Origin of the sequence: Flavobacterium flavipallidum, assembly GCF_038289905.1 — a bacterium.
In the GTDB taxonomy this organism is placed as follows: domain Bacteria; phylum Bacteroidota; class Bacteroidia; order Flavobacteriales; family Flavobacteriaceae; genus Flavobacterium; species Flavobacterium flavipallidum.
Genome location: NZ_JBBYHU010000004.1, coordinates 12,263 through 28,901 on the forward strand (window position 1 = coordinate 12,263; position 16,639 = coordinate 28,901).

General features: G+C 32.7%; 11 protein-coding genes. 6 read left to right on the forward strand and 5 right to left on the reverse strand.

The genetic code is table 11. The features are described 5' to 3' along the window. Positions 1-31 precede the first annotated feature (31 nt). Genes AAEO59_RS03075 through AAEO59_RS03085 form a run of 3 tightly spaced genes read right to left on the reverse strand, consistent with a single transcriptional unit; the run spans position 32 to position 2,064 of the window. Positions 32-262: a hypothetical protein gene (locus tag AAEO59_RS03075; RefSeq protein WP_341699286.1), complete on the reverse strand. Its 231-nt coding sequence runs from the start codon at positions 260-262 to the stop codon at positions 32-34. A gap of 43 nt (positions 263-305) precedes the next feature. Continuing rightward, the gene (locus tag AAEO59_RS03080; RefSeq protein ID WP_341699287.1) at positions 306-1,460 is read right to left on the reverse strand and encodes a 5-(carboxyamino)imidazole ribonucleotide synthase; all 1,155 of its coding nucleotides are present in this window, start codon (positions 1,458-1,460) and stop codon (positions 306-308) included. A 55-nt stretch (positions 1,461-1,515) separates the two neighbouring features. Then, on the reverse strand, positions 1,516-2,064 hold the full coding sequence (locus tag AAEO59_RS03085; RefSeq protein WP_341699288.1) for a hypothetical protein: 549 nt from the start codon (positions 2,062-2,064) through the stop codon (positions 1,516-1,518). A gap of 101 nt (positions 2,065-2,165) precedes the next feature. Here AAEO59_RS03085 and hpt point away from each other — a divergent pair, with 101 nt between their 5' ends. The 4 genes from hpt (at position 2,166) to obgE (ending at position 5,734) form a co-directional block, all read left to right on the forward strand. Further along, positions 2,166-2,696, forward strand: coding sequence for a hypoxanthine phosphoribosyltransferase (gene hpt, locus AAEO59_RS03090; protein ID WP_341699289.1), 531 nt, complete (start codon positions 2,166-2,168; stop codon positions 2,694-2,696). Positions 2,697-2,717: 21 nt separating this feature from the next. Beyond that, on the forward strand, positions 2,718-3,290 hold the full coding sequence (locus AAEO59_RS03095; protein WP_341699290.1) for an adenylate kinase: 573 nt from the start codon (positions 2,718-2,720) through the stop codon (positions 3,288-3,290). Positions 3,291-3,378: 88 nt separating this feature from the next. Then, positions 3,379-4,653, forward strand: a complete 1,275-nt coding sequence (locus AAEO59_RS03100) for a hemolysin family protein (RefSeq protein ID WP_341699291.1) — start codon at positions 3,379-3,381, stop codon at positions 4,651-4,653. Between the two features lie 79 nt (positions 4,654-4,732). Further along, complete coding sequence (obgE, locus tag AAEO59_RS03105; protein ID WP_341699292.1) at positions 4,733-5,734, forward strand: GTPase ObgE; 1,002 nt, start codon at positions 4,733-4,735, stop codon at positions 5,732-5,734. A gap of 79 nt (positions 5,735-5,813) precedes the next feature. Here obgE and AAEO59_RS03110 read toward each other — a convergent pair whose 3' ends face one another. After that, on the reverse strand, positions 5,814-12,173 hold the full coding sequence (locus AAEO59_RS03110) for an alpha-2-macroglobulin family protein (protein WP_341699293.1): 6,360 nt from the start codon (positions 12,171-12,173) through the stop codon (positions 5,814-5,816). 136 nt (positions 12,174-12,309) lie between these two features. Continuing rightward, on the reverse strand, positions 12,310-13,299 hold the full coding sequence (locus AAEO59_RS03115) for a glycosyltransferase family protein (RefSeq protein ID WP_341699294.1): 990 nt from the start codon (positions 13,297-13,299) through the stop codon (positions 12,310-12,312). Between the two features lie 378 nt (positions 13,300-13,677). Between AAEO59_RS03115 and AAEO59_RS03120 the strand changes: the two genes are divergently transcribed. Together AAEO59_RS03120 and AAEO59_RS03125 are read left to right on the forward strand one after the other, a co-directional pair. Continuing rightward, positions 13,678-15,822 carry a S46 family peptidase gene (locus AAEO59_RS03120; protein WP_341699295.1) on the forward strand — a complete coding sequence of 715 codons (2,145 nt, stop codon included), beginning with the start codon at positions 13,678-13,680 and terminating at the stop codon, positions 15,820-15,822. Positions 15,823-15,939: 117 nt separating this feature from the next. Beyond that, positions 15,940-16,638, forward strand: coding sequence for a tetratricopeptide repeat protein (locus AAEO59_RS03125; RefSeq protein WP_341699296.1), 699 nt, complete (start codon positions 15,940-15,942; stop codon positions 16,636-16,638). Position 16,639: the final 1 nt, after the last annotated feature.

Genomic DNA, 16,639 nt, shown 5'->3' on the forward strand with positions numbered 1-16,639 from the left:
TTAATCGAAGCTCAATTTAAAAACCGTTTATTTAAAATTGTTTAGTTTTTTTGTATATTAAAAATATAATTCCAAAGACTACTAAAATTCCAAAGACTACTAAAAATAAGAATCCAATAAAACTTTTAATTCTTTCACCAAAATATTCATTTTTGTCTGTAAACTTTTCAATGTGAAATTTAATTAGACTTGGAATTTTAGTGGCTTTCGAAGCATTATTTAGAAAATCAAAAAAGTCTAGAAATCCCATTTTTTTTTTCATTTTGATTTAAGTTAATAAACTTAAAAATACTAAGGACTAATTACTAAGAACTAATTACTCTTATTGTGTTTTTCACTTCCTGAGCAATGCGTCTGGCTTCGGCCATGTTTTCATTAGCAATGGTTACGTGTCCCATTTTTCTAAACGGACGCGTTTGTTTTTTACCATAAATATGAGGCGTAACACCGTCCCAAGCTAATATTTTTTCGATATTTTGATACACCACATTTCCTGAAAAACCTTCTGCACCTACTAAATTCACCATAATTCCGGCTACTTTACTATCGGTATTTCCTAAAGGTAAATCCAAAATCGCACGTAAATGGTTTTCAAATTGTGAAGTATAACTCGCTTCGATAGAATAATGTCCGGAGTTGTGCGGACGAGGAGCTACTTCGTTTACGATTACTTCATCATCTACCGTCTGGAACATTTCAACTGCTAAAAGTCCAACGTGGTTGAAGTTTTGAGAAACATTCAATGCAATAGCTCTGGCTTTTTCGGCAACAGCATCATCAATACGCGCAGGACAAATGACATATTCTACCTGATTAGCTTCCGGATGGAATTCCATTTCAACTACAGGATAGGTTTTGATTTCTCCCGAAGGATTGCGACAAACAATCACGGCCAATTCATTTTTGAACGGAATCATTTCTTCTGCAATACATTCTACATTTGGCAGACTGTCTAAATCGGCAATTTGACGAACAATTTTCACACCATTTCCGTCGTACCCAAATTCAGTACATTTCCATACAAATGGCATCACGATTTCGCTCGATGTAACTTTTGATTTTAGACCTTCAAGATTTTCAAATCTTTGGTAAGGAGCTGTCGGGATATTATTCTCAGCGTAAAAATCTTTCTGTCTTCCTTTATTTTGAATTCCTCTCAATGTTTTAGGAGAAGGATATACTTTTAAACCTTCAGCTTCTAATTTTTCTAAGGCTTCCAGGTTGACCAATTCGATTTCGAAAGTTAGGACATCGACTTTTTTTCCAAAATTATAAACCGTGTCAAAATCCATTAAGTCACCTTGAAAGAAATGGTTGCAGGCAATTTTACATGGCGCTTCGTCACTTGGATCTAAAACATAAGTTTGTATATCAAATTTTCTGGTGTCAAAAAGCAGCATTTTTCCTAATTGTCCGCCTCCCAGAATTCCTAATTTAAAATCAGAAGAAAAATAATTCATTGTCTTGAAAATTTATTGGCGCAAAGATACTTTTAAATGGTCGAATTGAAAAATGCTATTTTATTTTCTTTAAAAGTTGCCTGGCTACCGCTTTGTAGGCCGTACTTTGCTTGCTGTAATCCTTGCTTAGAATGATTTTTAATTCAGGATGTATCCAGTCAAATTCCTTTCCCAGCAAGAATAAACTTCGCATCGCATGTGCTTTTGCGGCAACCTTGGTTTCTGTGATCATCCAATCAAAATTTGTTTCGATAAGTTGTTGCAATTGGTTTTGGGTAAGTTGAATGCCGTTTTTTTTGGATTTGTAATGAGATTCGATAAGTAAAAACAAGACTTTAGAGAGCGGTCTTATGGCGCTTTCATTGGAGAGTTTTTGGGTATTTGTACAGATTATTTCTAAAAATTCTTTCAACCAATTCACATTTCTTATAGCAATAATTTCCAAAATCCAACAGGCTTTGTGATGGTCGGGATTGTTGATTTCATAACAGCTATGGATAAATTCAAGGTGTAAATCGGGCCGAGAAAGAATGAAATCGGCAGCGGCATCCCGGCTACTTTTTGAGCCATTTGTCAGATTGATTAGGGTGGAAATGTTCTCCATGAATTTGTATGTCTTGATTTTAAAAATACAAATTAAAAATCAAATGCAAAACACATTCCTGAAATCCATATCTTTGCGAATTATTTTTAAGATGTTAGTTCATGATTCAACTTCATGATAAAGAATTTGTGCCTTTTATTTCTGCCGAAGAAATTGATTTTGCGATTAAGCAAATGGTAGCGCAAATTGAAGATGATTTTGCAGATGAAATCCCAGTTTTTGTGGGCGTTTTGAATGGTTCATTTATGGTGGTTTCTGATTTTGTGAAACACTACAGTAAACCATGTGAAGTGAGTTTTGTAAAAATGGCTTCTTATGAAGGAATGAGTTCGACCAATGAGGTAAAACAATTAATTGGTCTGAATCAGGATTTAACAGGACGTACGGTGGTAATTATTGAAGATATCATTGATACCGGACATACTATTGTAGCGTTGAAAGAGTTATTTAAACAACAAAATCCAAAGCATTTTAAGATTGCGACTCTGTTTTTAAAGCCAGATGCCTACAAAAAAGAAGTGAAGATTGATTATATAGGCATACAAATACCAAACAAATTTATAGTAGGTTTTGGTCTGGACTACGATGGTTTAGGTCGAAATTTACCGGAAGTTTATCAACTAAAAGAATAAAATAACTAAACAATTAAAAAAATGACGAACATTGTTTTATTTGGGAAACCTGGAGCTGGAAAAGGAACTCAAGCTGAATTTTTAAAAGAAAAATACAATTTGACTCACCTTTCGACAGGTGATATTTTCAGATTTAATATCAAAAATGAAACCGAGTTAGGGAAATTAGCGCAAACATACATCAACAATGGAGAATTAGTTCCTGATGAAGTAACAATTAAAATGTTACAAAGTGAAGTAGAAGCTAACCCAGATTCAGCAGGTTTTTTATTTGATGGTTTTCCTAGAACAATAGCTCAGGCTCAGGCTTTAGATGCATTTTTAGAATCTAAAAATGAAGAGATTACTGCAACAGTTGCTTTAGAAGCAGATGATGAAATTCTTGTAGCTCGTTTGTTAGAAAGAGGAAAAACTTCAGGAAGAGCTGATGATCAGGACGAAGAAAAAATTCGTAACAGATATCAGGAGTATAACGAGAAAACGGCTCCGCTAATTGATTTTTACAAAGGACAAGGTAAATTTTTTGCAGTAAACGGAATTGGTTCGATTGCTGAAATCACAGAACGTTTAAGCAGCGTAATTGATAATTTATAATTAAAATTGCTTGTTATTTAAAGTTTAAAGTTGCTAAAATATTTTTGGTAACCTTAAACTTTAAATTTTTAAAACCAAAACAAAATAAATGGAATTATTAATCATTCTTTTTTTGATTATTTTAAATGGACTTTTTTCGATGTCAGAAATCGCATTGATTTCGGCTAGAAAATCCAGACTAGAAAATTCAGCAAAAAAAGGAAATAATAGTGCGCAAATTGCACTGGAACTGGCCAACTCGCCAAACAAATTTTTATCAACGGTTCAAATCGGAATTACTTTAATTGGAATTCTTACAGGTATTTTTAGCGGTGATAAAGTTACGGCTGATGTTGAGGTTTTTGTTTTGAGTTTTGAATTATTAAAACCTTACGCGCATTCTCTTGCTGTTGGGATTGTAGTTGTAATTTTGACTTTTTTTTCTTTGGTTTTGGGAGAATTATTGCCTAAACGAATTGGATTGAATTATCCCGAAGCAATTGCAAAATCAGTGGCAATGCCCATGAAAATTGTTTCGATTGTAACAGCGCCGTTTATTTGGTTATTGACACATTCGACAGAATTTTTGTTGAATATTTTGCAAATAAAACCCACAGCTGACGGAAAGGTTACAGAAGAAGAAATTAAAGCTATTATAAAAGAAGGAACTGAAGTAGGGGAAGTTCAGGAAATTGAACAAGATATTGTGGAACGTGTTTTTCACATTGGTGACCGAAAAGTAAATTCATTAATGACGCATCGAAAATCAGTGGTGTTATTGCCATTGGAAGCCGATAAAAATCAGGTGAAAGAATTTATGCTTCAGGAACTGCATTCTTTTTATCCAGTCTACAAAGATAATTTTGATGAAATTGTAGGTGTGGTGAGTTTGAAAAATATTTTTGCTACAATTGATGAAAATAATTTCAATTTAGAAAATATTTTAACCGATGCTCCTTATATGATGGAACATACAACGGCTTATAATGCCTTGGAAAATTTCAAAAAAACAGGTGTTCATTATGCAATTATTGCCGATGAATACGGTATTTTTCAGGGAATTATTACGCTAAATGATATTCTGGAAGCATTGGTTGGAAATGCATCTGATTTTTATAAAGAAGATTTCCAGTTGATAGAAAGAGAAGATGGAAGTTGGTTAGTTGACGGGCATTATTCGTTACATGATTTCTTGACTTATTTTGATTTGGACGAATTGTTGAGTGATTATGAAGTAACCACTTTAAGTGGATTAATCATGACGGAATTGTCACGTATTCCTAAACAAGGAGAAAAATTCATTTGGCACAGATTTGAATTTGAAATTATGGACATGGACGGTGTGAAAATCGATAAAGTATTAATAAAAGCAATTAAGAAATAGTGTTCAGTATCCAGTTTTTAGTATTCAGTAATAACTGATCACTAAAAGGCTGACTACTGCCACTGAATAATAAAAAAACATGACAGAGGGGAATTTTGTAGATTACGTAAAAATATTTGTTTCTTCCGGAAAAGGGGGGAAAGGTTCTACGCATTTACATAGAGAAAAATTTATTGAAAAAGGAGGTCCTGATGGAGGAGATGGAGGTCGTGGTGGCCATGTTGTTTTAGTTGGTAATAAAGGACTTTGGACTTTGTTTCATTTAAAATTTGCCCGTCATATCAAAGCCGGACACGGTGGAGATGGAGGTAGTGACCGTAGTACCGGTGCTGATGGAGAAGATAAATATATTGAAGTGCCTCTAGGAACAGTGGTGAGAGATAAAGATACGGGAGAGGTATTGTTTGAAATTACCGAAGACGGTGAGCGTAAAATTTTAGCTAAAGGTGGAAAAGGAGGACTAGGAAACTGGCATTTTAGAAGTTCGACTAATCAAACTCCGCGTTACGCGCAACCTGGATTACCAGGGACTGAAATGGACGTTATTTTAGAATTAAAAGTTTTAGCTGATGTTGGTTTGGTTGGATTTCCAAATGCGGGTAAATCAACTTTGCTTTCCGTTTTGACTTCTGCAAAACCTAAGATTGCCGATTATCCGTTTACGACTTTAAAACCAAACCTTGGAATTGTGTCTTACAGAGATTTTCAGTCTTTTGTGATTGCTGATATTCCGGGGATTATTGAAGGAGCTGCCGAAGGAAAAGGATTGGGACATTATTTCCTGAGACATATTGAACGTAATTCTACCTTACTTTTTATGGTTCCGGTAGATGCTCCAGATATCAAGGCTGAATATGATATTTTGGTTAACGAATTGACCAAATACAATCCGGAGATGTTAGACAAAGAGCGTCTTTTGATTATTACTAAATGTGATATGCTGGATGATGAACTGAAAGCCGAATTAAAAGTTGAATTAGACGAAGCTTTCAAAGAGGTGCCATATTTGTTTATTTCTTCTGTTGCCCAACAAGGATTAACAGAGTTGAAAGATAAACTTTGGAAAATGTTGAATGAGTAGAACTCACTTTGAAATAAATACAAAACCACTAAGGAATTAGATTCTTTAGTGGTTTTTTTATCAGAAAGGTGCTTCGGTTTTATTTTACCTTAACTCTTATTCCTTCAGTATGACTGGAATATTCAGGTGCGTACATACTTTGTATACTCGTTATTCCATTAGAGAAATCGCCACGATTATTGACTCTTATATCATATTCTAAAATATAGGTGCCTTTGTTTATTTTATCAAAAAAGAAATGCGTTGCTGCATCTTTTGTGCTCTTGTAAAACGCTAAACCATTCTTGTAATCATAAGAAGATAAAACATCTAAAGGTTCAAAACAGGAAGCTCTTAAGTCTTTTAAGTGAACAAAATCCATATTTTCTTTAGCAGTTATAATTAATCTAACGGTAACTAGATTGCCAATTTTTAATTGATTGTTTGTTGTTAATTTGTTTAATACAAATCCTTTTGAATCTGAATTTTTAAGATATAATTCTTTTGAAACCGAAAGTACATTTGTACTGTCGGTTTTAACCTTGTCTAAATCTTCAAAATATTGCCAATAAACCCCGCCAAAACCTGGGACTTTTGACTTGTTTTGAATAGTAACTGTAGCCATGTTTTTTTGTATTTCATTAGCTTGCCAGTTGAGTTTTAGATAACCTGTTCCTGCTTCTTTTTCGTTCTCAGATAATTTTTTAGTCAAAATCTTTTCATTGCCAATTTTAAAAACGGTATTGTCTTTTACACTTAACCAGTCTGTTCCCTGCATCAGTAATGCATAGACGGCTTCGGTGGTTGATTTAGTTGTTGGCCAGTTTTTAGTTTGTTTATTTTTTAGCAACCAGACTTTCATTGCATCGATAGATTTTGTGTCAGTTGTAATTTCCGAGAAGGCTTCGATAAGCAGGGCTTGTGTTTCTATAGGTGCCTGATACCAATACCAACCAGATTTGTTTGCAATCCAATACATGCCCCAGTCTTCGTTGTTTGAGGCAGATTCTTTTAGACTTTCAATAATTTTTTTTGCTGTTTCTTTTTCGCCAAAGCGATATAATGTAAGCGCTGCTAATCCTTTTTCGTAAAGTGAATAGTTGAGCCATTCTTTTGTGGCCGTTTCCAGATATAATTTAGTTGTCTTTTTTAAAGTATCGGACAAAGGATATTTGGCGATGTAAAAACTTCTCGTGTACAAATAGTGCAAATCAGAATACGGATTTGCCCAAATCAATTTGTTGTTTGAGCTTACCATTTTAATTCTTTTTGTGTGATTATTTAAGAATTTAGCATCTAAATACGGAATTCCTTTTTTAGCAATTTCATCCACTTTTAGATAGGTTTCCGGACCAGGTGTTAGTTTAGCCAAATGCCCCAAACCTGCCAGAATATGACGACTAATGTATTCGTTTTCTCTGTCGCCGTCAAACCAGGCAAATCCACCTGATGCAAGTTGTTTTTGTTTTAATTTGTTAAAAGCAGCATCCTGAGAATTTTTCATTTTTTCGAAATCAAATAGCAAAGCCATTTTGTTTTTCTTTTCGGTTTCGGTTTTAGCATCGTTTAGCCAAGGTGTTTCGGCAAGAATAATTGATTTTAATGCTTCGTTTTCTTCCAATTTCGAATTTAATTTTCCATTTTTTCTCCAGTTTTCAAATAAGTCTGAAATCTTAGGATTACTGGAAATAATTGCAGAAGCTAGTGCATTGGCATAAAAACGGGCAAAAGTCTGTTCGGCACATTCATGCTCGTATTCCATTAAATAAGGTAAGGATTGCAAGGCAAGCCAGATCGGATTTGAGGTATACTCTAATGTTAACAGATGGTTTTTAAGTGTAGTTGAGTTGTTGTTTTTTAGATTATCAAAAGTATATGTTTTCGTTGCGTTGTCACGAACCCAAATGGACTGGCTTTCAGTTACGAGAATGTTGTTCGTTAAAACAGGAAGTATATTTTCTTCTCCATCCGAATAATTCCCAGCTTTTGCGACAATGCGGTATTGAACGGCTTGTAAGCCTTCAGGAATGTATATTTTCCAGATTGTTGTTGTGTTTCCATAAGCATCGATGTTAAAATACCGGATGTTTTTTGTGTTAGCCATTTTTAAATCAACAGGCTGCATTGTTATAGCGTCAAAAAATTGTAATTGAGCAATGCCTGTTTTGTTTTGGCGCGTAATATTGGCAATTTTAGCACTAATTGTAATGCTGTCTTTTTCTCTAAAGAATCTTGGGAAATTAGGTACAACCATTAACTCTTTTTGGGTAATCACATTTTTTTCTAAATATCCAGTTACGGCATTTTTGTTGTGTGCCAATAAACGCAACTTCCATGAAGTTAAAGCCTCTGGTGATGTGAAATTAAAACTGATTTTTCCTTTGGAATCGGTTTTAAGATGTGGATAAAAGAATGCGGTTTCAGAAAGATTAGTTCTCGCTTTAATTGTTGATAATTTCTTTCCTGATAAACTGTCATTTGAAATCAAGCCGGAAACTCTTCCTTGTAATGCCATTGAAATTGCGGCAGTACTATAAACTTGATCGTCTACTTCTTCAATTACATTGTTTGGATCGCCTTTTATAGTTTCAGCACCAATTTTTTTATCTTTAATTGACGTAATAGCTCCTGTAAGGTCACTTTTTTTCTGTGTGCCATAACCTACAACAACTACTTCCTGTAATGCATTTTTATCTTCTTCTAATTCAATGTCTATTTGTTTAGATGTTATTTTTTCTTCTTTGTCAAGGAAACCAACATAGCTGAAAACTAGTATTTCACCTACTGCTGCTTCTATTTGATAGTAACCTTCAAAGTCAGATGTTGTCATTCGATTAGTTCCCTTTATATAAACACTAACTCCGGCCAATGGCTCGTTGTTACTAGAGATAATTCCTGAAATTAGTTTAGCATTCTGTGGCCTACTGCTGTTTTTATGGAGGTGTTTTTGGTACTCATTATTGGAAAAATAGGTGTTAGAATTATTGAAATTAAATCCAAACCACATTAATTTAGTTTTCTCATTTTCTGTTTTGAAATAGCCTAAATAGCTGTTTAGGTTTTTAATATTTGTAAAGGTTTTTTGGAAACCAAAAGGGCTTTTAAAATTTGTTGGGTAATAATTGTTGTAGTCATTAAAATCTAAATTATCCCAATTTTTATTGGCAAATTGATCCAAAGATTTGTCATACATCGAAGCTAAAATTTCTGATTCCAGTTTTGTGTTGGTAGCATTGAGTTTAAAAGACCAATTTTCCAATTTTCCAGGTTCAATTTTACTTCTGAAACTTTCAATTTCAAATTCCAGTTTAGGTTCTTCTTTTTTTAGAGCAACATTTAGACTTTGATTAAAAACCGTATTCTCAAAAATGCTTGTGCAATTTATAGTTACTGTATTTTCAAATTCATCTTTAAGTGGAATGTTTAGTATTATTTCATTGTCTTTTAAGAAATGGTTTTCGTCTAAGAAATTCCAGTATTTATAATTAGCAATTGTATTAATATAGAGATTAGGAATGATACTTTGAATTTTAATTGTTACAAAACCATCTTTTTTAGGATTTGAATTCAATTGTTCCAGGGTGAAAAGTTGGTTAGGATTTATGTTGTCTTTACTCTGAATTAAATCAAAACGGGAACTATTTTCAACGAGATTGTCGAATGCATCTTTAGCCGAGAATACCAGCTTGTAGTTTCCAGATGGATAATCCGTCATAAAGTCCAGCGGAATTTCTTTATCTTTTAGAGTGTTTATTGTCAAAGAATGCACTAATACTCCGGTTTCTTTTTCAGAAATTGGTTTTTCATTTTTTTCAAAAGGAAAGAGTTGTTCAAATTCAGAATCTGAGATTATTTCTATTTCTGGTTTTTGCCAAACTCTTGGTTTGAATTTATTTTCAGCATTACGAATACGGTATATTTTAATCTCCCCATTTGTAGCAACAAAAGCGTCGTTGAGATTATTACTTTCCAGTTTTATACTGGTTTTGTTTTTGGTTTCAATGGTTTTAGGAATATCTGCTTTTAGTTTTAGAGTATGATAGCCCACATTAGTAATTAAGTCTTCCTTAGTTTGTGTTTCGCCATTGATATCAGTTACGGTGACTTTAATTCGATAGCTAAAAACAGGTAGTTTTTCTTTTACAGCTAATGTATCGGGTTTTGCAATAAAATCAATGCTAAAATTTCCTCTATTATCAGTTTTAGTTTCAGATTGAGTAATTAATTGCATTCCTGTAAATCCGAGCCATTCATAAGTACCGTATGGATTAATATTATAGGTCTCCTGTCTAATTTCGTAAGTAACTTTTGCATCAGTTACATTTGCTCCGGAAAAAGATTTTGCATTACCGGTAACGGTTAATTTTTGGTTGACTTTGTAACTCTCGGTTAAAGGATTTATAGTAATTTCAAACTTAGGTCTCTTGTATTCTTCTACGCGAAAAGAAAGATATGAATTTTCAAAAGTTACATTATCCCAAAACGGATGTTCCTCTTTTGTTTTATCATATATGTTGTCTTTTTCATAATCATCCGGTTCTTCTGCCTGAATAGAATAATTGCCGGATAATCCTGTTTGGGGTAACTTAAATTCTCCCGAAAAGGAACCAAACTCATTTGTAATTAAATCAAGTTCTTTGATTGTTTTGTTATTAACGTCTTCAAAAGTAATTTTAAAAGAAGTATTCGCAACAACTGAAGTTATATTAGCTTTTTGCTGCAAAGCGATGCCTTTGTAATAAACGGTTTGACCAGGGCGATAAATGGCTCTGTCCAGATAGAATTGAACTTTTGCTTTTACTGTTTTATTTTTTTCGAATTCATTTAAGATATTAATATAATTGGTGTAGAGTGGAAGAGTATCATTGTCCTTAGTTAGAACAATATTTCTTTGAAAATTTTCGTCTTTTCCTCTTGTGTTAAAAAGAGTTCCTGTTTTATCTGTCTTACCCACGAAATCTTCCGAATCAATTTGTACATTCTCAATAGGAATTCCGGTTTTTCGGTCTAAAACATGATAGTAGTCTCTGTCTTTTTTTGTTTCGGACAGCAGACTAAAATTGGTAGCTATAATTGTTTCAAATCCATATGCTTTATCATCTTTTTTGGCACTAGTACTTTCAAAAATAGCAAGATAAATTCCTTTTTTTAGTTGAGGTAAAAGTAGTTCTGTTGTATGGTCAAAATAGTCTTTTGGATTTTTTAAACTATAATTTTCGGTTTGTATTGGAATGTGATGTAATATAAATTCATTTAGAATACTATCTTTTTTATTGTAATTGAAATTCAAGAATTGCATCTCACTTTGCTTTATTTTATAAAAGCTAATCTTTACACTGTCTATATTTTTAAAACTTATAAAAGCACGGTGATTTTGGTTAGGATAAATGTATTTTTCCAGTTGGATGCTGAGGTTTTTTTCTAATAAAGTATGTCTGCTTAGATGAGCTTGTTTGTAAGTATTCGAATGATTTTGAATCGCTATAATACTGTCAAATAAAGCTATGGATTTTATCTTATAATCAGGATGCGTTTCTTTGGAAGCAAGATTGTTAAAGATTGTTGCTTTCTCGAATTGAATTTTTTGTAGGCTGATTGCCGTTTTTGATTGTTTTTGCAGCTTAGTTAACGCTTTTAGATAAGCTTCATTGTCATTTACAAGATGGGTTTTGCAAAAAATAATACGATTCAGCTGATTTTCAACAGATTGATTATTTTGTTCTCTCTCCTGAAATAATTGCAAGGTTTTTTGAAGATTTTTTTCTTTGACAAAGTCGAAGTTGATTTCTTTAAAAGAGACAGAATCCCCAAATAAATACTCTTTTAAGTAATTGAAGTCACTTTTTTTAAAATTCCAATGCTGAATTTTTGAATTGTAATAATTGATGTTTTCTTCCAGTAAATATTCATACAAATTTTCGGTTTTGAATATTTCCTGATTGTAATAATCAAATATAGCTTCGTACAGAGCAAGAGAAGTGTTTTTTATAGTTGATCTGTCAATTAAACTATTGTTGTAATACTTTTCTATTTGGTTTTCAAATTCAGTATTAGACCACAATAGGTAATTGTTGTCAGGATTGCTGGTAGTGGTAATATTTTCTCTTTTATACCTATTTTGATTAAGGTAATCATTCAGGCATTTAGCGTAAACTAAATTCAAAATCGCTTTTGAAGGAGTAGAAACTCTACTAATATCCGTTTTTAAATGATTTAAGATTTTGGATTGAGCATTTTCGTCTAATGTTTGTAAGTATTTAGATTGATAAAAAAAGCATTTTATCAATTGCTCTTCATCGTTTTTTGAAATTGACCTTTCATAAATTCTATCTACAATTTCCTTAGCCGATTTTATTTTTCCATCTTTTTCTAAGGTGATTACTTTATTCCAAGATTTTTGATTTTTTTGGGCAAAAACAGATGTTGAAATAAGTGCGATAAGTAACAGGATTTTTTTCATAATAACTTTTTATTCTATAGAGCACATTCTTTCCCAAACAGTTGGGAATAATGCGAAAAATAGCATTAAAAATAATTATTTTTTTGAAAAAGCCTTCTTTTTTGTAGGTTTATTTTTAAAATATTTTTTTGTAATTTTAATTACGATAGGTGTCAAACAAATATTCCAATGTTTCTCGAATATTATTGGCAGCCATTTCAGGATAAATAATATTTTGGTTTAGCCAGTTTTTAATGATTTCGTCGAAATTTTTTCCAACTTCATAAACAACAGGGACTCCCATTTTTTTCAAAGCGGCAGCATTACATTCCTGTTCGTAATGATCTTTTATAGGAATTGAAAGAACTTTTTTACCCAGATGTAAGGCTTCAGCAGGTGTTTCAAATCCGCCTCCGGTGATAATGCCTTCACAGGAAATCAGGCTTTCATTAAATTTTTTTTGATTTACCGGAAAATAGGTGATGTTGCCTATGGTGTGTTTGAATTCAATTCCCTGTAAAAACCAATGGAAGTGAATATCAGAAACTTTATTAAAAGCTTTTTCCAGACAGTCTTTGTCAAATGAAGGTAAATACACAGTGATGTGTTTTAAATTCGTAGGTTGGGCTTGAACGATTTCGTCTTTGATAATTGGGGGAAGTATAAAGGAATCATATTTTTCAAAATGAAGGCCGATATTTTTGGGAGCTGTAGCATAATGTTTTAAAATCATTTCGCCCATCAAGCTTTTCTTTTCAGGTCTTGGTGTATTTGTCGAAATAAAACTAGCTTGGTGTCCTAATTGTGCCGAATGGACTTTTTGCATTTTGCATGCTAAAGAAGTAATCGAGTCAAAATCATTGATAATTACATCATATTTTTTTAACGGCAAAGCATCAGCATCTTTGTAAATTTGGCGTGGTCGGATGTTTTTGGCAATATCCCAGTAATTTAATCCTCCGCATTTGCTGTAATGTAAACTAAGACCTTTGCTTTTATATTTAATGGGTATTTTTAGATCTAAACTTGCGTTGCAACCACTAAGGAAAAAGTCGACTTCACCAAATTTTTGCAAATAAGGATATAATTGAGTAGCCCTGCTGATGTGTCCGTTTCCTGTTGCCTGAATGGCATAAAATATTTTCACGCTTTTGAGATTTAAAGATGTATTAATCAAATATTTCTATTAGATAATTCATCTTATTAATTATGGCAAAAGTATAGGGCTGATGTTACGATAATGTTTGTTTAGTGTTATTTATTAGCTTAAAAATTATAGTTTTTTTGGTATGGAAAAAGCAAAGTGAATATGTTTTTATGGTTTTATTGCGTATGAGTTGTAAAAACTGTTCTGGTTAGTTTTTCTTTTCCAGTAGTTTTAATTATTAAAAACTAATTTGTATTCAAAAAAATATTTGTTTTTGCTTATTATTTAACACTAATATTTCAACTTTCTTTTTTCAGTCATATCCGGTTTTTTGATTTGTGAAAACAATTAAATTAGCAACATAAATTCAATTAAATAATGAAAAAAATTATCTTATTCGTAACAGCCTGTTTATTGGCTTTGCCTGCAAGAGCCGATGAAGGAATGTGGTTCTTGATGTTTATAGAAAGGCTGAACCATAGAGATATGGAAAAAATGGGTTTACAGTTAACAGCTGAAGAAATTTACAGTATTAATCATCATAGTTTGAAAGATGCTATTGTGCAATTTAATGGAGGCTGTACTGCCGAAATTGTTTCTAATACCGGTTTATTGCTTACTAATCATCACTGTGGTTATAATGCAATTGCTGAACTTTCTACTGAAGAGCAAAATTATTTGCGAGATGGGTTTTGGGCTAAAGACCGTAGTCAGGAAATGAAGCCTAAATCGCTTTATGTACGTTTTTTTGTGAGAATGGACGATTGTACCAAAAGAATTTTATCAAAAGTAAATGATAAAATGACTGAAGAGGAACGCAATAAAATCATTCAGCGAGAAATGAGTTTAATTGAAAAAGAAAATAACGAAAATGGAAAATATGTTGTTTCTGTTCGTCCTTTTTTTCAAGGAAATGAATATTACTATTTTGTTTATCAGGATTATACGGATGTTCGCTTAGTAGGAACTCCTCCTGAAAGTATAGGAAAGTTTGGTGGAGATACTGATAACTGGGAATGGCCTCGTCAAACCGGAGATTTTTCAATGTTCCGTGTTTATGCGGACAAAGATGGAAATCCTGCGCAATATTCAAAAGAAAATGTGCCATTAAAGCCTAAACACCATTTGCCAGTTAGTATCAAAGGTATAGCTGAAGATGATTTTGCGATGATTTTGGGATATCCAGGACGTACTAATCGTTGGATGCCTGCTGGAGGGATTAAGCAAAACGTGAGTTACGCATATCCTGCATGGGTAGAAGCCGCTAAAACCGGTATGGATCAAATGAAAAAGTACATGGATAAGGATGTGTCGGTTCGTTTAGCTTATGCTAGCAAATATGCATCAACTGCTAATTATTGGAAAAACCGTCAGGGGATGATTAATTCTTTGACTAAGGCACAAACTGCAATGACCAAGGAAAAAGAAGAAAAGGCTTTTGATAATTGGGCCAATAAAAAAGAAAACAAAGCGGTTTATGGAAATGTTGTTTCGGTAATCAATGAGTATTATAAAAATACAAATTTAAAAGCCCGTCACGATAATTATTTGATGTTAATGACACGAACGTCTATCTATGCGTCAGCATCAGCTAGTTTAGGAGCAGGGTTGATTCAGTATGCTAAAGAAAATGAAGCCAAACGTGCGGAAATGTTGCCTAAAATTAAAGCTTTTGTAGAGGCTAATTATGGAACTATTAATGAAGCTTTAGAGAAAGATGTATTAACGGCTCAATTGAATTTATATGCCAAAAAAGCGACGGAATATGGTTTGTCTCCTTTAGTTGCTAAAATGAGTAAAGCCAATAATGGTGATTTTACAAATGATGTTACTAATGCTTTGGCAACAAGTGTTTTGTCTTCTAAAGCTAAAATTGAAGCTTATTTGAAAAATCCAGATGCTTCTAAAATAGAGAATGATCCATTGTTGTTGATTTCAAATGATGTATTGACTAGATACAGAGAGAAATCAGAAAAACAAATTTTAGCTGATGATCAATTTGAAAAAGCGTACCGCAAATTAGTTGAAGGATTAAGAATTTCTGGCTTGAATTCAATAAAATATCCAGATGCCAATTCTACTTTAAGATTGACTTACGGAAAGGTTCGTGCTTTACCAAAAGATCCTCGTAATGATGCCAAAATCAATAATTATACTGATATGAGTAGTATGGTAAAAAAATACAAAGCAGGTGATGCAGAGTTTGATTTACCTTCACGCTTATTAGATTTAAATAAAGCTAAAGATTTTGGGCAATATGCTGATAAAAGCGGATTTATGCCGGTGAATTTCTTAACAGATAACGATATTACTGGAGGAAATTCAGGTTCTCCGGTAATGAATGGAAAGGGAGAATTAATAGGAGTTGCTTTTGACGGAAATATAGAAGCAATGGCAGGTGATGTTATTTTTGATAAGCAATTACAACGTACTATTTGTGTGGATATTCGTTATGTACTTTGGATAATTGATAAATATGCTGGTGCAAAAAACATTATCGATGAAATAACAATTGCTCGATAAATTTTAGGTTTATAATAGTAAGAACCCAACAGACTTTTTGTTTGTTGGGTTTCTTTTTTGTTTTAAATTTATTTTGTTTTAAAATTAATTCGCTTTTAAATTCCTTATTTTTGAAGCATGAAAAGAATATTGATTTTGTTTTTTTTGGTTCCATTTGCAGTTTTTTCTCAGGTAAATTTTGAGAAAGCACAGCAATTATTTGAAGAAGGTAAATTGGAACAGGCAAAGCCAATGTTTGAAGTGCTTTTGAAAAAAAATCCATCGAATATAAAAATCATCGAATATTTAGGCGATATTGCTGGCCACAGTAAAGACTGGGATGAAGCTTTGTTGCATTATGGTAAATTAAAGAAAACGAAACCTTCTGAAGCTAATTATTATTTTAAATACGGCGGTGTTTTAGGAATGAAAGCTTTAGAAGTGAATAAATTCAAGGCTTTAGGGATGATTGATGAAGTGCAGTCAAATTTTGAAAAGGCGATAGAATTAAATCCGAAACATATCGAAGCCAGATGGGCATTGATTGAATTGAATTTACAATTGCCGGGAATTTTGGGCGGAAGTGAAAAAAAAGCCATTCAGTATTCAAATGAGTTGTCTAAGATTTCAGCAGTTGATGGCTATTTGTCCCGTGGTCATATTGAAGAATATTGTAAAAGATATGCGCTAGCTGAGCAACAATATAAAAAAGCAATTGCTGTGGGGAATTCGAAAAAAACCTATCAAAAGTTAGCCAATTTGTATGCCAACAAAATGAAATCTCCTGATAAAGCGCAGGCAATTTTAGAAGAATATAAAAAGAAGAACAATAATTAAA

What these genes read in the sequence shown, in the direction of transcription:
- AAEO59_RS03085 (WP_341699288.1), bottom strand. Translation starts at nt 2,064, where the DNA reads ATGGAGAACATTTCCACCCTAATCAATCTGACAAATGGCTCAAAAAGT.
- hpt (WP_341699289.1), top strand. Translation starts at nt 2,166, where the DNA reads ATGATTCAACTTCATGATAAAGAATTTGTGCCTTTTATTTCTGCCGAA.
- AAEO59_RS03125 (WP_341699296.1), top strand. Translation starts at nt 15,940, where the DNA reads ATGAAAAGAATATTGATTTTGTTTTTTTTGGTTCCATTTGCAGTTTTT.
- AAEO59_RS03120 (WP_341699295.1), top strand. Translation starts at nt 13,678, where the DNA reads ATGAAAAAAATTATCTTATTCGTAACAGCCTGTTTATTGGCTTTGCCT.
- AAEO59_RS03100 (WP_341699291.1), top strand. Translation starts at nt 3,379, where the DNA reads ATGGAATTATTAATCATTCTTTTTTTGATTATTTTAAATGGACTTTTT.
- AAEO59_RS03075 (WP_341699286.1), bottom strand. Translation starts at nt 262, where the DNA reads ATGAAAAAAAAAATGGGATTTCTAGACTTTTTTGATTTTCTAAATAAT.
- AAEO59_RS03110 (WP_341699293.1), bottom strand. Translation starts at nt 12,173, where the DNA reads ATGAAAAAAATCCTGTTACTTATCGCACTTATTTCAACATCTGTTTTT.
- AAEO59_RS03080 (WP_341699287.1), bottom strand. Translation starts at nt 1,460, where the DNA reads ATGAATTATTTTTCTTCTGATTTTAAATTAGGAATTCTGGGAGGCGGA.
- AAEO59_RS03095 (WP_341699290.1), top strand. Translation starts at nt 2,718, where the DNA reads ATGACGAACATTGTTTTATTTGGGAAACCTGGAGCTGGAAAAGGAACT.
- obgE (WP_341699292.1), top strand. Translation starts at nt 4,733, where the DNA reads ATGACAGAGGGGAATTTTGTAGATTACGTAAAAATATTTGTTTCTTCC.